Consider the following 14,580-nt stretch of genomic DNA (forward strand, 5'->3'; position numbering starts at 1 on the left):
GAGCGATCGGCTAAGGAGACGACATGGCGACAATTCCACCTCTTTGCGACTTCGGCTGGCCGGCGGTTGACGCCACCCTTCCCGGCGTGGATGGGAAGCGGCACTCCATTTTCGACCAGGCCGGGCCGAACGGTTTCGTCATAGCCTTCATCTGCAATCACTGCCCCTATGTGAAGGCGGTGATACCGCGCATCGTCCGCGACGCCGAGGGCCTCAAGGCCGAGGGCATAGGCTTCGTCGCGATCAACTCGAACGACGCGGAAGCCTATCCGGAGGATTCCTTCGACAGGATGAGGCTCTTTGCCGAAACGCACCGGTTCGGCTTTCCCTACCTTCATGACGAGGATCAGTCGGTGGCCCGCGCCTATGATGCGGCATGCACGCCCGATTTCTTCGGCTTCAACAAGGAATTGGAATTGCAATATCGCGGCCGCCTCGACGCCTCGCGAAAGGAAGCAGGACCGGCCGACCTGCGCCGCGATCTCTACGAGGCGATGAGGCAAGTAGCGCGCACCGGCAACGGGCCGCTCGAGCAGATCGCCTCCATGGGCTGCTCGATCAAGTGGAAGGAGCCCGCATGAGCGGCGAACGCGGAGGCGCCTTCCCCTTTCCAAAGGCAGTCCTGTTCGACCTCGATGGCACGCTGATCGATTCCGCGCCCGATATCGCCGCCGCCGTCAACGAGCTTGTGGCCAGGCATCGACTGCCGCCATTCGCCGTCGAGAAGGTCGGAACGATGATCGGCGACGGCATGCCGAAGCTGGTGGAGCGCGCTTTCGCCGCCGCCAACATGCCGCTGGAAGGGCCCGCCCTCGACGAGGCGATCCGCGAGATGATGCCGATCTATCTGAGCCATCTCACCGGCGAGAGCCGACCGATGCCCGGCGCCCGGGAGGCGCTGGCGCATCTGCGTGCAAACGGGATCGCCACCGCGGTCGCGACCAACAAGCCCGAGAAGGCGGCAAACGAGGTGCTTTCGCATTTCGGGCTCGCCGGCATGCTCGCCACGGTCGTCGCCGGCGAGGCGGTCGCCCGCAAGAAGCCGGCGCCCGACGCGCTGCTTCTGGCGCTGGAACGCCTGGGTGTCCCGCCCTCAAAAGCGCTGATGGTCGGCGACAGCAAGGCCGATGTCGGCGCCGCGCGGGCGGCCGGCATGCCGGTGGTGATCGTTCGCGGCGGATATACCCAGACGCCGCCGGAGGAGCTGGGCGCGGACCTCGTCTGCGCCAGCCTGCTCGACCTGCCCGCCGCGCTTGAAGCGTTGCATGGCGCCGCGTGAGGTACGGACAAGCCGCTGGCATCGCAGCGGCTTGCATTCAATTGTTTCAGCTATTTACGGGAATTGCTTGAGATAAGCGATGACGTTGGCGATCTCGTCGTCCTTCTTCAGCCCGGCGAACGCCATCTTCGTTCCCTTGATCATGGTTCTGGGCGCGTGAAGATACTCGGCGAGCTTGGCGTCATCCCACACCAGCCCCTCCTCCCCGGCCTTGACCATGGCGGGCGAATAGCGGAAGCCCTCATGTGTGCCGGCGGTACGCCCCATGATCCCCTTCAGGGAAGGACCCACCTTGTTGGTGTCCTCGTCCGCCACATGACAGGCCTTGCATTTGGCGAAGACCTTCTCTCCGGCCGCGGCGTCCTGAGCATGAGCTCCGCCGGCGGTCAGGGCCATGACCGACAGCACGGACAGCAGTGAGATGCAACGCATTTGGCATTTCCTCTTTTATCGTCAAGGTGCCCTGGACGATCAACGCCGCTTCTATTCCGGTTCCGTGGAACCGGCGGCCTCCTTCCGCGAAGCACGGCGGCATCTGTGAGGAAGCTAGACAATGATGCCGTCAAGTCAACTGGACAAAACCGCATGCGGCGGTTGGACACGCAACGCTGTTGACGGCTTCGGGGGGAGCGCGTAGCGTTCTTCGAGGAAATCCCAGTTGGCACCGGGGATTTTCCCAGATGGATGGTTGCCGCCCGCTTCGGGCAGGCAACGGCAGCGTTTCGACGCGAGCGGAGGTGCCCGCATGAACATTGTCGAACTGATACTCACGATCTGCCTGAGCGGAAATCCCGGCCAGTGTCGCGAGCAGCATATTCAGTTCGAGGATAGCGGGTCGCTGACGAGCTGCATGTTCCAGGCACCCACCTATATCGCGAAATGGTCGGAGGAACATCCGGCGGTCAGGGTGGTCCGCTGGAAATGCGCCTATCCGGAGAAGAGCCGGGAGATCTGATCGCGCGAGCCGCCGATTTGCAGGGAGGAAACCGGCTGATGATTTCGCGACGCGAAATTCTGCTTCTTGCCTCGACCACGGCGATTGCCGTCATCGGGACCGTTTTTCCCGCCGCGACGGCGCCCAAGGTGCGGGTCGGCGCGCTGAAATTCGGCACGGTGAGCTGGGAACTCGACACCATCAAACACCACAAGCTCGACGAGAAAAACGGCGTCGAACTGGAGATCGTCTACTTCGCCGGAGAGGATGCGAGCAATGTCGCCATGCTCGCCGGCGAAATCGACATGATCGTTTCGGACTGGCTCTGGGTCTCCCGCGAACGCAGCATGGGCGAGGCGCTGGCCCTGGCGCCTTACTCCACCGCCGTCGGCGCGATCATGGTCAAGGACGACGCGCCGATCGGCTCGATCACCGATCTCCAGGGCAGGAAGATCGGCGTGGCCGGCGGCCCGCTCGACAAGAGCTGGCTTCTCGTCCAGGCGCTCGCCAGGCGCGACCACGACCTCGACCTCGCGGCGGGCAACGAGGTCGTCTACGGCGCGCCTCCCCTGCTTTCGGAAAAGGCCATGCAGGGCGAGCTCGATGCGGTGCTGAACTTCTGGCATTTCTGCGCGCGGCTCGAGGCCAACGGCTTCCGGCGCCTGCTCGGAGCGGACGAGGCGGCAAACGCGCTGGGGACCTCGGGTCCGGTTTCGGCGCTCGGCTACGTCTTCAACGAAAAATGGGCCGACGACAATCGCGGCACCGTCGCCGGTTTCCTCAAGGCTTCCGCCGATGCCAAGGACCGGCTCGCCACTTCCGACGAGGAATGGAACCGCCTTGCGCCGCTGGTGCGCGCCGAGGGCAGGGAACTGGAGACGCTTCGCGATCGCTACCGCCAGGGCATCCCCCGCCGTCCGGTCGCCGATGAGGAGGCGGACGCGGCAAGGCTCTACGGCCTGCTGGCCGAGATCGGCGGCGAGAAGCTCGTCGGAAGCGCAACCGAGATGGCTCCCGGCACCTATTGGCTGGGTCTGACGCAGTGAGGGCCGAGCCGGTCGACGCTCCGTCCGTGAACGCGCGCGAACCGGCCGCCCGCGCCGGCGGCTTCACCCGTTCCCTCCTGCCCGCGCTCATGGCGGCGGTCTCCCTGGTCGGCCTCTGCCTGGCATGGGACATCGCGGCGGAGATCTGGCCGAGCCGGGCCTTTCCGCCTCCGCTCGACGTTTGGCGCGTCCTCGTCAAGGAGGCGGCCGGCGGCGATCTCTTCTACCATCTGGGCATGACGCTCTGGAGGGTTTCGGCCGCGTTCGTGCTGGCGATGGCGGCGGGTTCCGTGATCGGCATATTGCTTGGCGGCAACCGGCGCATCGATCAGTTCTTCAGCCCCTGGGTGGTGCTGTTCCTCAACATTCCGGCGCTCGTCGTGATCGTGCTCGCCTATATCTGGTTCGGATTGAACGAAGCGGCCGCGATCGGCGCGGTGGCGATCAACAAGATCCCCAATGTGATCGTCACCATGCGTGAGGGCGCGCGGGCGATGGACCCGCGCTATCGGGAGATGGCGCTGGTCTACCGATTCGGGGCTTTCGACCGGATCAGGCACGTGCTGCTGCCGCAGCTCCAGCCCTATTTCGCCGCATCCTCGCGCTCCGGCATCGCGCTGATCTGGAAGATCGTCCTCGTCGTCGAGCTTCTCGGCCGCTCGAACGGCGTCGGCTTCCAGATCTATCTCTATTTCCAGCTCTTCGACGTCGCCGCCATTCTCGCCTACACGCTCGCCTTCGTGGCGATCATGCTCTTGATAGAACTCCTGCTGGTGCAACCCTTTGAACGACATGCGACCCGTTGGCGCCGTCGCCCCGCTTAGGGTCGACATTGCCGAGAAGACGTTCCGTTCCGCCGAAGGCGTGCCGATCGCGGCATTGCGCAACCTGTCCTTCGACGTGCGCCAGGGCGAGTTCGCATGCCTGTTCGGACCGTCGGGCTGCGGCAAGACGACGACGCTGCGCATACTGCTCGGACTGGAGCGGGACTTCACCGGCTCGTTTCAACTGCCCGGCGGCAAGGACGCGCGCGTCGCCGCCGTCTTCCAGGAACCGATCCTGCTGCCGTGGCGCACGGTGGAGCAGAACGTGCGCCTTGCCCTGCCCCGGCAAGAGCGCGGTCGCGCCCTCGATGCCCTCTTCGAAACGCTCGGCCTTGCCGGGATGCGCACGCTATACCCCGCCGAACTGTCGCTCGGCCTCGCCCGCCGAGCGGCGCTTGCCCGCGCCTTCGCGACCGAGCCCGCGGTCCTCTTCCTGGACGAGCCTTTCGTCTCGCTCGACGAACGTACCGCGCAGCGGTTGAGACAATTGCTGCTTTCGGTCTGGTCAGCGCGGCCCACGACGGCGCTGATGGTGACGCACAATCTGCGTGAGGCGCTCATGCTTTCGGACCGCATCATCGTGCTTTCGGAACGGCCGGGCCATGTCCTCGGCACGTTCGATATCCGGCTTCCGCGCGAGCGGCGCGGCCCGCAGGTGATGGAAGACCTGATCCGTTCCTTCGAAGAGAAATTCCCGCGCCCCGACTAGAGTCGCGTCAGGCCGGCGTCAGAAGCAGCGGACGTCGGCTTCCGCCTGGGCGCGCCGGAGATCGGCGCCGGCCGTCCGCGCCGGCGCGCTTTCTCGAAACAGGCCGCTCGCCTCCCCCGTCGTCAGCGCCATGCGCCGGAACGTTTCCGCCGAGACGTACTGATCGTAGGTGATGATCGTGCGAATCACGTCGATCGAGCAGGAACAGCGCTGAAGCATCTCCTGCGTCTGGCCGTTGGACTGCATGCAGCCGAGGACATAGTCTGCGAGCGCCGAGGTCGGATAGTCGTCGGCCGCCCGAACAGACGTTCCCAAGCACAGGGAAGCGGCCAAGCAGATGCCCGCCAAGGAAAATCTAGCCGTAACCGTCATCGTTGCTCCTCCTCGTCTTCAGCATGGCGGCATCGTCTTGTCGTCGTCAACCGGAATTACGAAAGCCAGCCGCGTGACGATTATGGAAGGGAAATTTCCGCCGGAACGGCGTTTCCTTTTTGCGAAGCGCCGCTTTCACCCTCAAGGACGACGCGAAACAAACTGAGTACTTCCGTTGAAAATTCGCAATAATTTCGCCTTTTACATGGCCGACGGCGACAAATACTGCGTTGCAACATAGTTGATTTTGCATCGCAGCAACAGCTCGGGACTTTTTTGCTTGCGCCCCCGGAACTTGTAGCATACGATTTCGATGTTTCCGGCTTCAAGGGCGTCACCGTCATAGGGAGCGGCGACAGTCTTTCGTAGGCCAAGTGAGGTGGGCAGTTATGGTGCCCTCTGCTCATCTGGCTTAGGTCGTGACACGCTGCCGGAAATACTTCCCACCACATGAATCGCTTGGGCACGCCCTTGGGGGCACGAAAGGCGATTCTTGATTGTGAACTTCGGGAGGATTTCAATGCGTGTATCCAGGAAACTAGCCTATATTCCGCTTGCCGCCGCCCTGTTCGCCGGTGCTTCGGCATTCGGAGCGTGGGCGAACGAAGAACTGCAGACCCTGTCGTCGGACGCCAAGAACTGGGCCATGCCGACGGGCGATTATGCGAATACCCGCTATTCCAAGCTCGAGCAGATCAACAAGGACAACGTCAAGGATCTCCAGGTCAAATGGACGTTCTCGACCGGCGTGTTGCGCGGCCATGAAGGCGGTCCCCTGGTGATCGGCGACGTGATGTATGTTCACACGCCCTTCCCGAACATCGTCTACGCACTCGACCTCAAGAATGACGGCAAGATTATCTGGAAGTACGAACCCAAGCAGGATCCGAACGTCATTCCGATCATGTGCTGCGACACGGTCAATCGCGGCGTTGCCTATGGCGATGGAAAGATCATCCTGAACCAGGCAGACACGACCGTCGTGGCGCTCGACGCCAAGACCGGCGAGGTGGCTTGGTCCGTCAAGAACGCCGAGACCGACGGCAGCAAGGGCGAATCCGGCACGGCCGCGCCCATGGTGGTCAAGGACAAGGTGCTGATCGGCATCTCGGGCGCCGAATTCGGCGTTCGCGGCTGGACCGCGGCCTACAACCTCAAGGACGGGTCGCTGGCATGGAAGGCCTATTCGACCGGGCCGGACAACGAGACGCTGATCGATCCGGAAAAGACGACGCATCTCGGCAAGCCGGTGGGACCGGATTCCGGCCTCAACACCTGGGAAGGCGAGCAGTGGAAGACCGGCGGCGGAACGACCTGGGGTTGGTTCGCCTATGATCCCGAAACCAACCTGGTCTATTACGGGACCGGCAATCCTTCCACATGGAACCCGGTGCAGCGCCCTGGCGACAACCGCTGGTCGATGACCCTGATGGCGCGCGATGCCGATACCGGCATGGCAAAATGGCTCTATCAGATGACGCCCCATGACGAATGGGACTATGACGGCGTCAACGAGAACATTCTCGTCGACGACATGGAGATCGACGGCCAGCCGCGGGACGTTCTGGTCCATTTCGACCGCAACGGCTTCGCCTATACGCTCGATCGCGGAACCGGCGAGCTTCTGGTTGCCAAGAAGTATGATCCGACGGTGAACTGGGCGACGGAAGTCGTGATGGACCCCAGCAGCGACCAATACGGCCGCCCGCAGGTCGATCCGAAATATTCGACCCAGCAGAATGGCGAGGACGTCAACACGACCGGCATCTGCCCGGCGGCCCTGGGCACGAAAGACCAGCAGCCGGCGAGCTATTCGCCCAAGACCGGCCTGTTCTACGTGCCGACCAACCACGTCTGCATGGACTACGAGCCGTATCGGGTGAGCTACACCGCCGGTCAGCCTTATGTGGGCGCGACGGTGTCGATGTATCCGACCCCGAACAGCCATGGCGGCATGGGCAATTTCATTGCCTGGGATGCGGCCAAGGGTGAAATCGTATGGTCGAAGCCCGAGCAGTTCTCGGTCTGGTCCGGCGCACTCTCAACCGCGGGCGACGTCGTCTTCTACGGCACGCTCGAAGGCTACATCAAAGCCGTGGATAACGAAGGCAACGAACTCTACAAGTTCAAGACGCCCTCGGGCATCATCGGCAACATCAACACGTTCGAGCACGACGGCAAGCAGTATATCGCAGTGCTGTCGGGCGTCGGCGGCTGGGCCGGAATCGGTCTCGCCGGCGGCCTGCTGGCCCCTGAAAACGCGGCTGCATGGCAGACGGCGGTGTCCGGTGACCGGGCGCCGACGGACGAAGAAGCCAGTGTCGGCACGGCGGGCCTCGGCGCGGTCGGCGGTTATGCGGCGCTTGCCGACTACACCACCCTCGGCGGCCAGTTGACCGTTTTCGGCCTGCCTGACTGACGGGGAATACGAACCTCGGCCCAGCATCAGGCTGGCCCGGAAAAAACAGGGAGCCCGGCCCCCGCGAACGATCGCCGGGCTCCCGTTCCAGCCACAAGAACGAAGCCGTCCCCGCCGCACCCGCAAGACTGTGGTCCATGGCGGCTGGAAATGAGGTCCTGAATGTCAGTGCGTATCATCCTCTCGTTTTTCGCCTTGCTTCTGTTTTCAGCGGGGCCAGTTGCAGCGCAGGAACCGGACAGCAAGGAAAAGGCCGCAGTGGCCACGGAGGAAGACGGCAAATATTTCGATGCCGATGGAAACCCGACATTCAAGATCGAGAACGGAACGGTGGATTGGTACACGTTCAGCGGATATCGCCGCTACCATTCGGACTGCCACGTGTGCCACGGCCCCGACGGAGTGGGCTCGAGCTATGCGCCCGCGCTGGCGACCAGCCTCAAGACGATGGACTACGGAACGTTCATCTCAATCGTTGCCGAGGGTCGGAAGAATGTCGGCGGCGGCAAGGAAAGCGTCATGCCAGCCTTCGGCGACAACAAGAATGTCTATTGCTACATGGACGATCTCTACGTTTATCTGCGCGCGCGCGCGGTCGGTGACATGCCGCGCGGGCGCCCTCCCAAAAAGGAGGACAAACCTGAAGCCGCCAAGGAACAGGAAGCCTCCTGCATGGGCGGTTAAGACCATGCCGGCGCGGTTCCCCTCCCGCTTCGCGCAAACGGCATCGTTGGCGCTCATGCTTGCCGCCGCTCCCGTTCCCGCCCTTTCCCAGGGGGCGGGATTGGGGGCGGCGGGAGAATTGGTCGACCCCGACGTGCTGCGGGTATGCGCGGACCCCTCGAACATGCCCTTCACCGACGAGAGCGGCGAGGGCTTCGAGAACAAGCTCGCCGAACTGGTCGCCGGAAAGCTCGACCGCAAGTCGGTGACCTACACCTGGTTCCCGTCGATCACCGGCTTCGTGCGCAACACGCTGCGCGTCAACAGATGCGACATCATCATGGGCATCGCCCAGGGCGACGAGCTGGTGCAGAACACCAATGCCTATTACCGTTCGGTCTACGTGCTGGTGCACAAGAAGGGCGACGGGCTCGACGGGATCGAGACGATCGAGGATCCGAGGCTCAAGGGAAAGCGCATAGGCGTGGTCGAGGCGACGCCTCCCGCTTCCAACATGGCGGCGGCGAAGCTTATGGGCAACGCCAGAACCTATCCGCTCATGCTCGACACGCGTGTCGCGCCCTCCATGGGCGAGGTCATGGTCAAGGATCTGATCGAAGGCACGATCGATGTCGCGATCCTGTGGGGTCCGATGGCCGGCTACTACGTCAGGGAATCGGGCGCCGACCTCGCGATGGTGCCGCTCCTGAAGGAGAAAACCGGCTCGCGCATGATCTACCGGATCACGATGGGCGTTCGCCCGGCCGACCAGGAATGGAAGCGCAGCCTCAACCGCGTGATCCGCGAAAACCAGGACGAGATCAACAAGATCCTGCACGACTTCAACATACCGCTGATCGACGAGCAGGACCGGCTTATTGCTCCTTAGATCGTCGCGCCTCCCGACAAACGCGCGACCGGGTGGACGAGGCGGCGGCGTCCGAGAAGCAGGCGCCCGGCGGGTTTCCTTGCCCGGGCTTCAGCTCACCAGCTCGGTTTGAATGTCCTTGAAAATCTCCTCCCACTGGTCGTCTTCGACCGACATGAACCCGAAGCTGTGAAGCAGAAAAACCCCCTCGGTCGCGAAGAACGCCAAGCGGAGCCTGCGGCCCTCCTCCGTCGACGGATCGATATCGTTGAGCCGCTCGGAATACCAGGCGCTGGTTTTCCTCAGCCGTTCCTTGTTCTGCAGCAACGCGGCCATCATTACGGCGGAGCGATCCGCCGACGCCCAGTCGGAACGGCGCGTCACCTCCACATGCGCGGCGATTGAGCCCCGAGGCGAAGGGTCCTTCTCCTCCAGCGCGCTCACGCTGGCATCGAACTCGGCCTCCCATCGGTCGAGCATCGCGGCGATCAGGTCGTCCTTCGTGCCGAAGCAATACTGAACCCCACCCTTGCTTATGCCGGTCGCCTTGGCGACGGCGTCGATGGTCAGCCCCCCGACGCCGGCCTGTTTGACGACTTTCTCCGCTCCGTCGAGAACCGCGTTCCTATCGATCGTCTGTCGTCGACCCATTTGCTTTCCTCTTTTCAATCCATACGAACGTATTTATATATCGGAGCGCGATCGCTCAAGGCGGTCGACCGAATTATCCGCATGCAGGTGTATAATGGTAACGCAAAATCGTTGGCTCGTTCTCGCGGTCGTATCGAGCGCGCTGCTTCTCATCGTCATCGACATGACGGTGCTCTACACGGCGTTGCCGACATTGACCCATGATCTCGCGGCCTCGGCTTCCGAAAAGCTCTGGATCATGAACGCATACGCGCTGGTGGTGGCAGGGCTGCTGCCGGGTTCCGGCGCGCTGGGCGATCGCTTCGGCCATAAACGGATGTTCGTCGGCGGCCTCGTCGTCTTCGGCGCGGCTTCGCTCGCCGCTGCCTTTGCCCCCTCGTCCGCGTTCCTGATCGCGGCGCGCGTACTGCTCGCCGTGGGCGCGGCGATGATGATGCCGGCAACCTTGTCGATCATACGCGTCACCTTCACCGACGAGCGCGAGCGCGCCTTCGCCTTCGGCATCTGGGCCGCCGTCGCCTCGGGCGGCGCGGCATTGGGTCCGGTCGTCGGCGGCATCCTCCTGCATTTCTTCTGGTGGGGCTCGGTCTTCCTGATCAACGTGCCCATCGTGGCGATCGCCTTGGTGCTCGCCATTGCGATGATCCCGCGCGATGCCGGCCATGCGGGACGGCCCTGGGACCTTGCCGGCTCGGTGCAGATCATGGTCGGGCTCGTCGGCATCGCCTATGCGATCAAGACGCTGGGCATGCGCGAACCCGACCTCGCGGCGGCAGCCGTCGGAGCCGTCATCGGCTTGGCGGCGCTCGTCATCTTCGTGCGCCGGCAGCGGCGGAGCCCGGCCCCGCTCATCGATTTCACCCTGTTTCGCGATCCGAGGATCTCGGCGGGCGTCACCGCGGCGTTGGTCGCATCGATCGCCCTCGTCGGCGTGGAACTCGTCTACAGCCAAAGGCTCCAGCTCGTGCTCGGTCTTTCGCCTTTGGAGGCCGCCCTGCTGATCCTGCCGATCCCGCTTGCCGCGTTCATCGCCGGGCCGCTCACCGGAGCGTTCCTGCCGCGCCTCGGCGCACGCACCCTGATCTGGAGCACGCTCTTCCTGTCGGCCGCCGGCCTCGGGACTTTCGTCCTTCTTCAGGGCTATTCCCAGATCGGACAGATAGCTGCGCTGGCCGCCTTCGGCTTCGGCGTCGGCGCGACCATGACGGCCGCCTCGACCGCGATCATGGCCAATGCGCCCGTCGACCGCGCGGGCATGGCCGCTTCCGTCGAGGAGGTTTCCTATGAGCTCGGCGGCGCGATCGGCATCGCGATCCTCGGCAGCCTGTGCGCCGCGATATATTCCGCGACAATGACCCTGCCCGGCGGCACGGAAGTTCCGGCGACGGTACTCGACGGCATCGACAACGCCCTGTTGGCCGCGGAATCACTCGACGAGGAATCCGCTGCCAGACTGATCGAGCTCGCCCGCGGCGCCTTCGACCGCGCCTTCGCGATCGTGCTGTGGATTGCCGCGGCGATCCTCGCCATCAGCGCCTTTGCGATAAGGATCGCCTCGACGGACAGGCAAGGCGCGATCGCTTCAAGCAGGCATTGACCGGCTGGCCGCCGGAGCAATCCGGCCGAGACTAGATGATCGCCTCGATCAGGAAGGGTCCCTTGCGGGCGAGCGCGCCGTCCAGCAGCTTGGTAAACTGCTCGACCGTCTCGGCGCGGCCGGCCTCCACGCCCATGCCCCGCGCCATCGAGCACCAGTCGAGCGTCGGGTTGTCGAGGTCGAGCATCCGCCTTGCATTGACGCCGAAATCGTTGACGCCGACATTGCGCATCTCGCCCTGCAGGATCGCATAGGCGCGGTTGGAATAGACGACCGTGACGACGTCCAGTTGCTCGCGCGCCTGGGTCCACAGCCCCTGGATGGTGTACATGCCGCTTCCGTCGGCCTGAAGCGCGATCACCTTGCGATCGGGACAGGCGATCGCCGCGCCGATGGCGAGCGGAATGCCCTCGCCGATCGCGCCGCCGGTCAACGGCACATGGTCGTGGGGATTGAGGCCGGAGGCCAGCGCCGCCAGCTTGCCGCCGGAGGTGATCGACTCCTCGCAGACGATGGCGTTTTCCGGCATCCGCCGCGCCACCGCGAAGGCGATCGTCTCGGCGTTCAGCGCTCCGGTCGGCTCGGCGATCTCGCGCTGGACGAAGCGGTTAGACGCAAAGGGCGCATCACCCGCAATGCCCGCCTCCTCCGCCAGCCGGCGGAGAGCTTCCGCCAAATCCTGCTCATGGCCGGCGAGCTCGACGATCTCGCAGCCCGGCGGCAGCATCGTGCTCGGCTTTCCGGGATAGGCGAAGAAGCCGACGGGCTGCCTGCCGCCAACGCAGATGGCTGCCTCGAAATCCTTCAGGACGCTCACCGCCTGGTCGATATTGTAGGGCACCGGCCGGGCCGTCACGCGTCCGGCCCCACGTTCGGTCCGGTCCGAGGTTTGGGAAAAGAGCGTCGCACCCGTTGCCTGCGCGATGCGGCCCGCCGCTTCCAGCGCGTTTGCCCGCAACGCCCGGCCCGCCAGGAAGAATGCGACGCGCTTGCCGCTCCTCAGTATCGCCGCTGCACGCCGCAATGCATCGGCCGAAATTTCCGGACGCGGCGGCAAGGTGACGGATGCGAGGTCGGGGCGTTCCACCTCGCCCCATGCCGCGTCGGCGGGCAGGATCATGGTGGAGACGCCGCGGTTCATCAGGCTGGCCTTGTAGGCCTCCTCGGTGACGGCGCGCACCTGTTCGGCGGTTTCGGCGCGCCCCACCCAATGCGACATCGGCCGGGCAAGGCTCTCGATGTCGCTGGTCAGCGGCGCGTCATATTGCAGGTGATAACCGGCATGGTCGCCGACAATGTTGACGATCGGCGTTCGCGCACGCCGCGCATTGTGAAGATTGGCCAGGCCGTTGGCGAGACCCGGCCCGAGATGCAGAAGCGTGGCGGCGGGCTTGTCGGCCATGCGGGCATAGCCGTCCGCGGCTCCGGTCACCACGCCCTCGAAAAGCCCGAGCACGCAGCGCATCTCGGGCTTGCGGTCAAGGGCGGCGACGAAGTGCATTTCCGACGTGCCCGGATTGGCGAAACAGACATCCACGCCGTTGACGAGCAGCGTGTCGCAGAGAACATCTGCACCATTCATCGCGGAAAACTCCTTCGGAAAAACTGGTTGCCGGTAGGCCCTCGGGCGAGCGCCCGGCCATTGTTACGCCGCGTGCGAGACGAATTTGGTGACGAGATAGGCCTCGATCGCCTCGGAACCGCCTTCCGTGCCGTGGCCGGAATCCTTGATCCCGCCGAACGGCACTTCGGGAAGCGCCAAGCCGTTGTGGTTGATCGTCGTCATGCCCGCCTCGATGCGCAGGCCGAGCTGCTGAGCCGTCTCCGCCGAGCTCGTGAAGGCATAGCTCGCAAGGCCGAACGGCAGACGGTTCGCCTCCTCGATGACCTCGTCGAGGCTCGAGAAGCGGTTGACGATCGCGACCGGCCCGAACGGTTCCTCGTTCATGATCCGCGCGCTCGTCGGCACGTTGGCAAGTACGGTCGGCTCGAAGAAATTACCCTTGTTGCCGATCCGCCGGCCGCCGGCCTTCAGCTCACCGCCGTGGGAAACGGCGTCGGCGATCAGCCCTTCCAGGGCCGGGATGCGACGCTCGTTGGCGAGCGGCCCCATCTGCGAGCCCTCTTCCATGCCGTTGCCGACGTGGATCGCCTTGGCGGCCTGCGTGAAGGCATCGAGGAACTGGCCGTGGGCGCGCTCCTGGACGAGAAATCGCGTCGGCGAAACGCAGACCTGGCCGGCATTGCGGAACTTGGAGGCCGCGAGCACCTTCACCGCCTTGTCGAGATCGGCATCGTCGAAGACGATCGCCGGAGCATGCCCGCCGAGCTCCATCGTCGCGCGCTTCATATGCTGGCCGGCGAGCGCCGCCAGGTGCTTGCCGACCGGGGTCGAGCCGGTGAAGGAAATCTTGCGGATGACGGGGTGCGGAATGAGATATTCCGAAATCTCTGCGGGCACGCCGTAGACGAGATTGACCACGCCCGCGGGCACGCCGGCGTCAACGAAGGCGCGGATGAGCTCGGCCGGGGAAGCGGGCGTCTCCTCGGGCGCCTTGACGATGATCGAGCAGCCGGCGGCGAGCGCGCCGGAAAGCTTACGCACCACCTGGTTGATCGGAAAGTTCCACGGCGTGAAGGCAGCGACCGGGCCGACCGGCAGCTTGATCGCCATCTGCATCACGCCCGGCGCGCGCGCCGGGATGATCTGGCCGTAGGTGCGGCGGGCTTCCTCCGCGAACCAGTCGATCACGTCGGCGCCGGCGAGTATCTCACCCTTGGCCTCGGCCAGCGGCTTGCCCTGTTCGCGCGTCATGATCGCCGCGATCGTGCCGGCGCGCTCGCGCAGGAGGTCGGCCGCCTTGCGCATCAGCTTGGAGCGCTCATAAGCGGAAGTCTGGCTCCACACGGCAAAGCCGCGCTCGACCGCGGCAAGTGCCGCGTCGAGGTCGGGCCGCGTCGCATGCGCGACCGTGCCGATGGCGTCGCCCGTCGCCGGATCCACCACATCGATGGTCTTGCCCTCGATGCCTCCGCGCCATTCGCCGTCGATCAGTAGCTGCGTGGAGGGATAGGTGAAGTTCTGCGATGCCATCGATAGTCCCTTTCTCAAATCAAGCAGCGCGCACCATGCTTCGAGCCGGCGCGCAACGCAACCTTCTCAAAAGAACGCCTGTATCCCGGTCTGTGCTCTGCCGAGGATGAGGGCGTGGACGTCA

General features: G+C 64.4%; 15 protein-coding genes. 10 read left to right on the forward strand and 5 right to left on the reverse strand.

Annotated features, from left to right (window positions below):
* The first annotated feature begins 23 nt into the window (after window positions 1-23).
* Window positions 24-581, forward strand: coding sequence for a thioredoxin family protein (locus XW59_RS28005; protein WP_047148828.1), 558 nt, complete (start codon window positions 24-26; stop codon window positions 579-581).
* Window positions 578-1,279, forward strand: a complete 702-nt coding sequence (gene gph / locus XW59_RS28010) for a phosphoglycolate phosphatase (protein ID WP_047148827.1) — start codon at window positions 578-580, stop codon at window positions 1,277-1,279. The genes XW59_RS28005 and gph overlap by 4 nt, the downstream gene beginning before the upstream one ends.
* A 54-nt stretch (window positions 1,280-1,333) precedes the next feature.
* Here gph and XW59_RS28015 read toward each other — a convergent pair whose 3' ends face one another.
* Window positions 1,334-1,711, reverse strand: coding sequence for a cytochrome c family protein (locus XW59_RS28015; protein WP_047148826.1), 378 nt, complete (start codon window positions 1,709-1,711; stop codon window positions 1,334-1,336).
* A 313-nt stretch (window positions 1,712-2,024) separates the two neighbouring features.
* Here XW59_RS28015 and XW59_RS28020 point away from each other — a divergent pair, with 313 nt between their 5' ends.
* The 4 genes from XW59_RS28020 to XW59_RS28035 all read left to right on the forward strand — a co-directional run bounded on the left by XW59_RS28020 (window position 2,025) and on the right by XW59_RS28035 (window position 4,792).
* Window positions 2,025-2,234, forward strand: coding sequence for a hypothetical protein (locus XW59_RS28020; protein WP_047148825.1), 210 nt, complete (start codon window positions 2,025-2,027; stop codon window positions 2,232-2,234).
* 38 nt (window positions 2,235-2,272) lie between these two features.
* Complete coding sequence (locus XW59_RS28025; protein ID WP_136068527.1) at window positions 2,273-3,259, forward strand: ABC transporter substrate-binding protein; 987 nt, start codon at window positions 2,273-2,275, stop codon at window positions 3,257-3,259.
* 89 nt (window positions 3,260-3,348) lie between these two features.
* Window positions 3,349-4,083: an ABC transporter permease gene (locus XW59_RS28030; protein WP_047148910.1), complete on the forward strand. Its 735-nt coding sequence runs from the start codon at window positions 3,349-3,351 to the stop codon at window positions 4,081-4,083.
* Window positions 4,052-4,792 (forward strand): ATP-binding cassette domain-containing protein, encoded by a 741-nt coding sequence (locus XW59_RS28035; RefSeq protein ID WP_047148824.1) that lies wholly within the window; start codon window positions 4,052-4,054, stop codon window positions 4,790-4,792. The genes XW59_RS28030 and XW59_RS28035 overlap by 32 nt, the downstream gene beginning before the upstream one ends.
* An 18-nt stretch (window positions 4,793-4,810) precedes the next feature.
* Here XW59_RS28035 and XW59_RS28040 read toward each other — a convergent pair whose 3' ends face one another.
* Entirely contained in the window at window positions 4,811-5,164 is a 354-nt protein-coding gene (locus tag XW59_RS28040) for a hypothetical protein (RefSeq protein ID WP_047148823.1), read from the reverse strand.
* A gap of 520 nt (window positions 5,165-5,684) precedes the next feature.
* On the opposite strand from XW59_RS28040, the gene XW59_RS28045 reads away from it, so the two are divergent.
* The 3 genes from XW59_RS28045 to XW59_RS28055 all read left to right on the forward strand — a co-directional run bounded on the left by XW59_RS28045 (window position 5,685) and on the right by XW59_RS28055 (window position 9,135).
* Window positions 5,685-7,583, forward strand: a complete 1,899-nt coding sequence (locus XW59_RS28045; protein ID WP_047148822.1) for a methanol/ethanol family PQQ-dependent dehydrogenase — start codon at window positions 5,685-5,687, stop codon at window positions 7,581-7,583.
* A gap of 162 nt (window positions 7,584-7,745) precedes the next feature.
* Window positions 7,746-8,267: a c-type cytochrome, methanol metabolism-related gene (locus XW59_RS28050; RefSeq protein ID WP_047148821.1), complete on the forward strand. Its 522-nt coding sequence runs from the start codon at window positions 7,746-7,748 to the stop codon at window positions 8,265-8,267.
* Window positions 8,268-8,322: 55 nt separating this feature from the next.
* Window positions 8,323-9,135, forward strand: coding sequence for a substrate-binding domain-containing protein (locus tag XW59_RS28055; RefSeq protein ID WP_047148909.1), 813 nt, complete (start codon window positions 8,323-8,325; stop codon window positions 9,133-9,135).
* Between the two features lie 90 nt (window positions 9,136-9,225).
* On the opposite strand, the gene XW59_RS28060 is transcribed toward XW59_RS28055, so the two are convergent.
* Window positions 9,226-9,765 carry a TetR/AcrR family transcriptional regulator gene (locus XW59_RS28060; RefSeq protein ID WP_047148820.1) on the reverse strand — a complete coding sequence of 180 codons (540 nt, stop codon included), beginning with the start codon at window positions 9,763-9,765 and terminating at the stop codon, window positions 9,226-9,228.
* Between the two features lie 94 nt (window positions 9,766-9,859).
* Here XW59_RS28060 and XW59_RS28065 point away from each other — a divergent pair, with 94 nt between their 5' ends.
* A complete protein-coding gene (locus XW59_RS28065; RefSeq protein ID WP_047148819.1) occupies window positions 9,860-11,362 on the forward strand; it encodes an MFS transporter in 1,503 nt (500 codons plus the stop codon).
* Window positions 11,363-11,393: 31 nt separating this feature from the next.
* Here the strand turns inward: XW59_RS28065 and XW59_RS28070 are convergent, their stop codons facing one another.
* A complete protein-coding gene (locus XW59_RS28070) occupies window positions 11,394-12,944 on the reverse strand; it encodes an acetolactate synthase large subunit (RefSeq protein ID WP_047148818.1) in 1,551 nt (516 codons plus the stop codon).
* 63 nt (window positions 12,945-13,007) lie between these two features.
* Window positions 13,008-14,456, reverse strand: a complete 1,449-nt coding sequence (locus XW59_RS28075; protein WP_047148817.1) for an NAD-dependent succinate-semialdehyde dehydrogenase — start codon at window positions 14,454-14,456, stop codon at window positions 13,008-13,010.
* Window positions 14,457-14,580 lie beyond the last annotated feature (124 nt).

Source organism: Aquamicrobium sp. LC103 (genome assembly GCF_001014615.2).
Classification (GTDB): domain Bacteria; phylum Pseudomonadota; class Alphaproteobacteria; order Rhizobiales; family Rhizobiaceae; genus LBCQ02.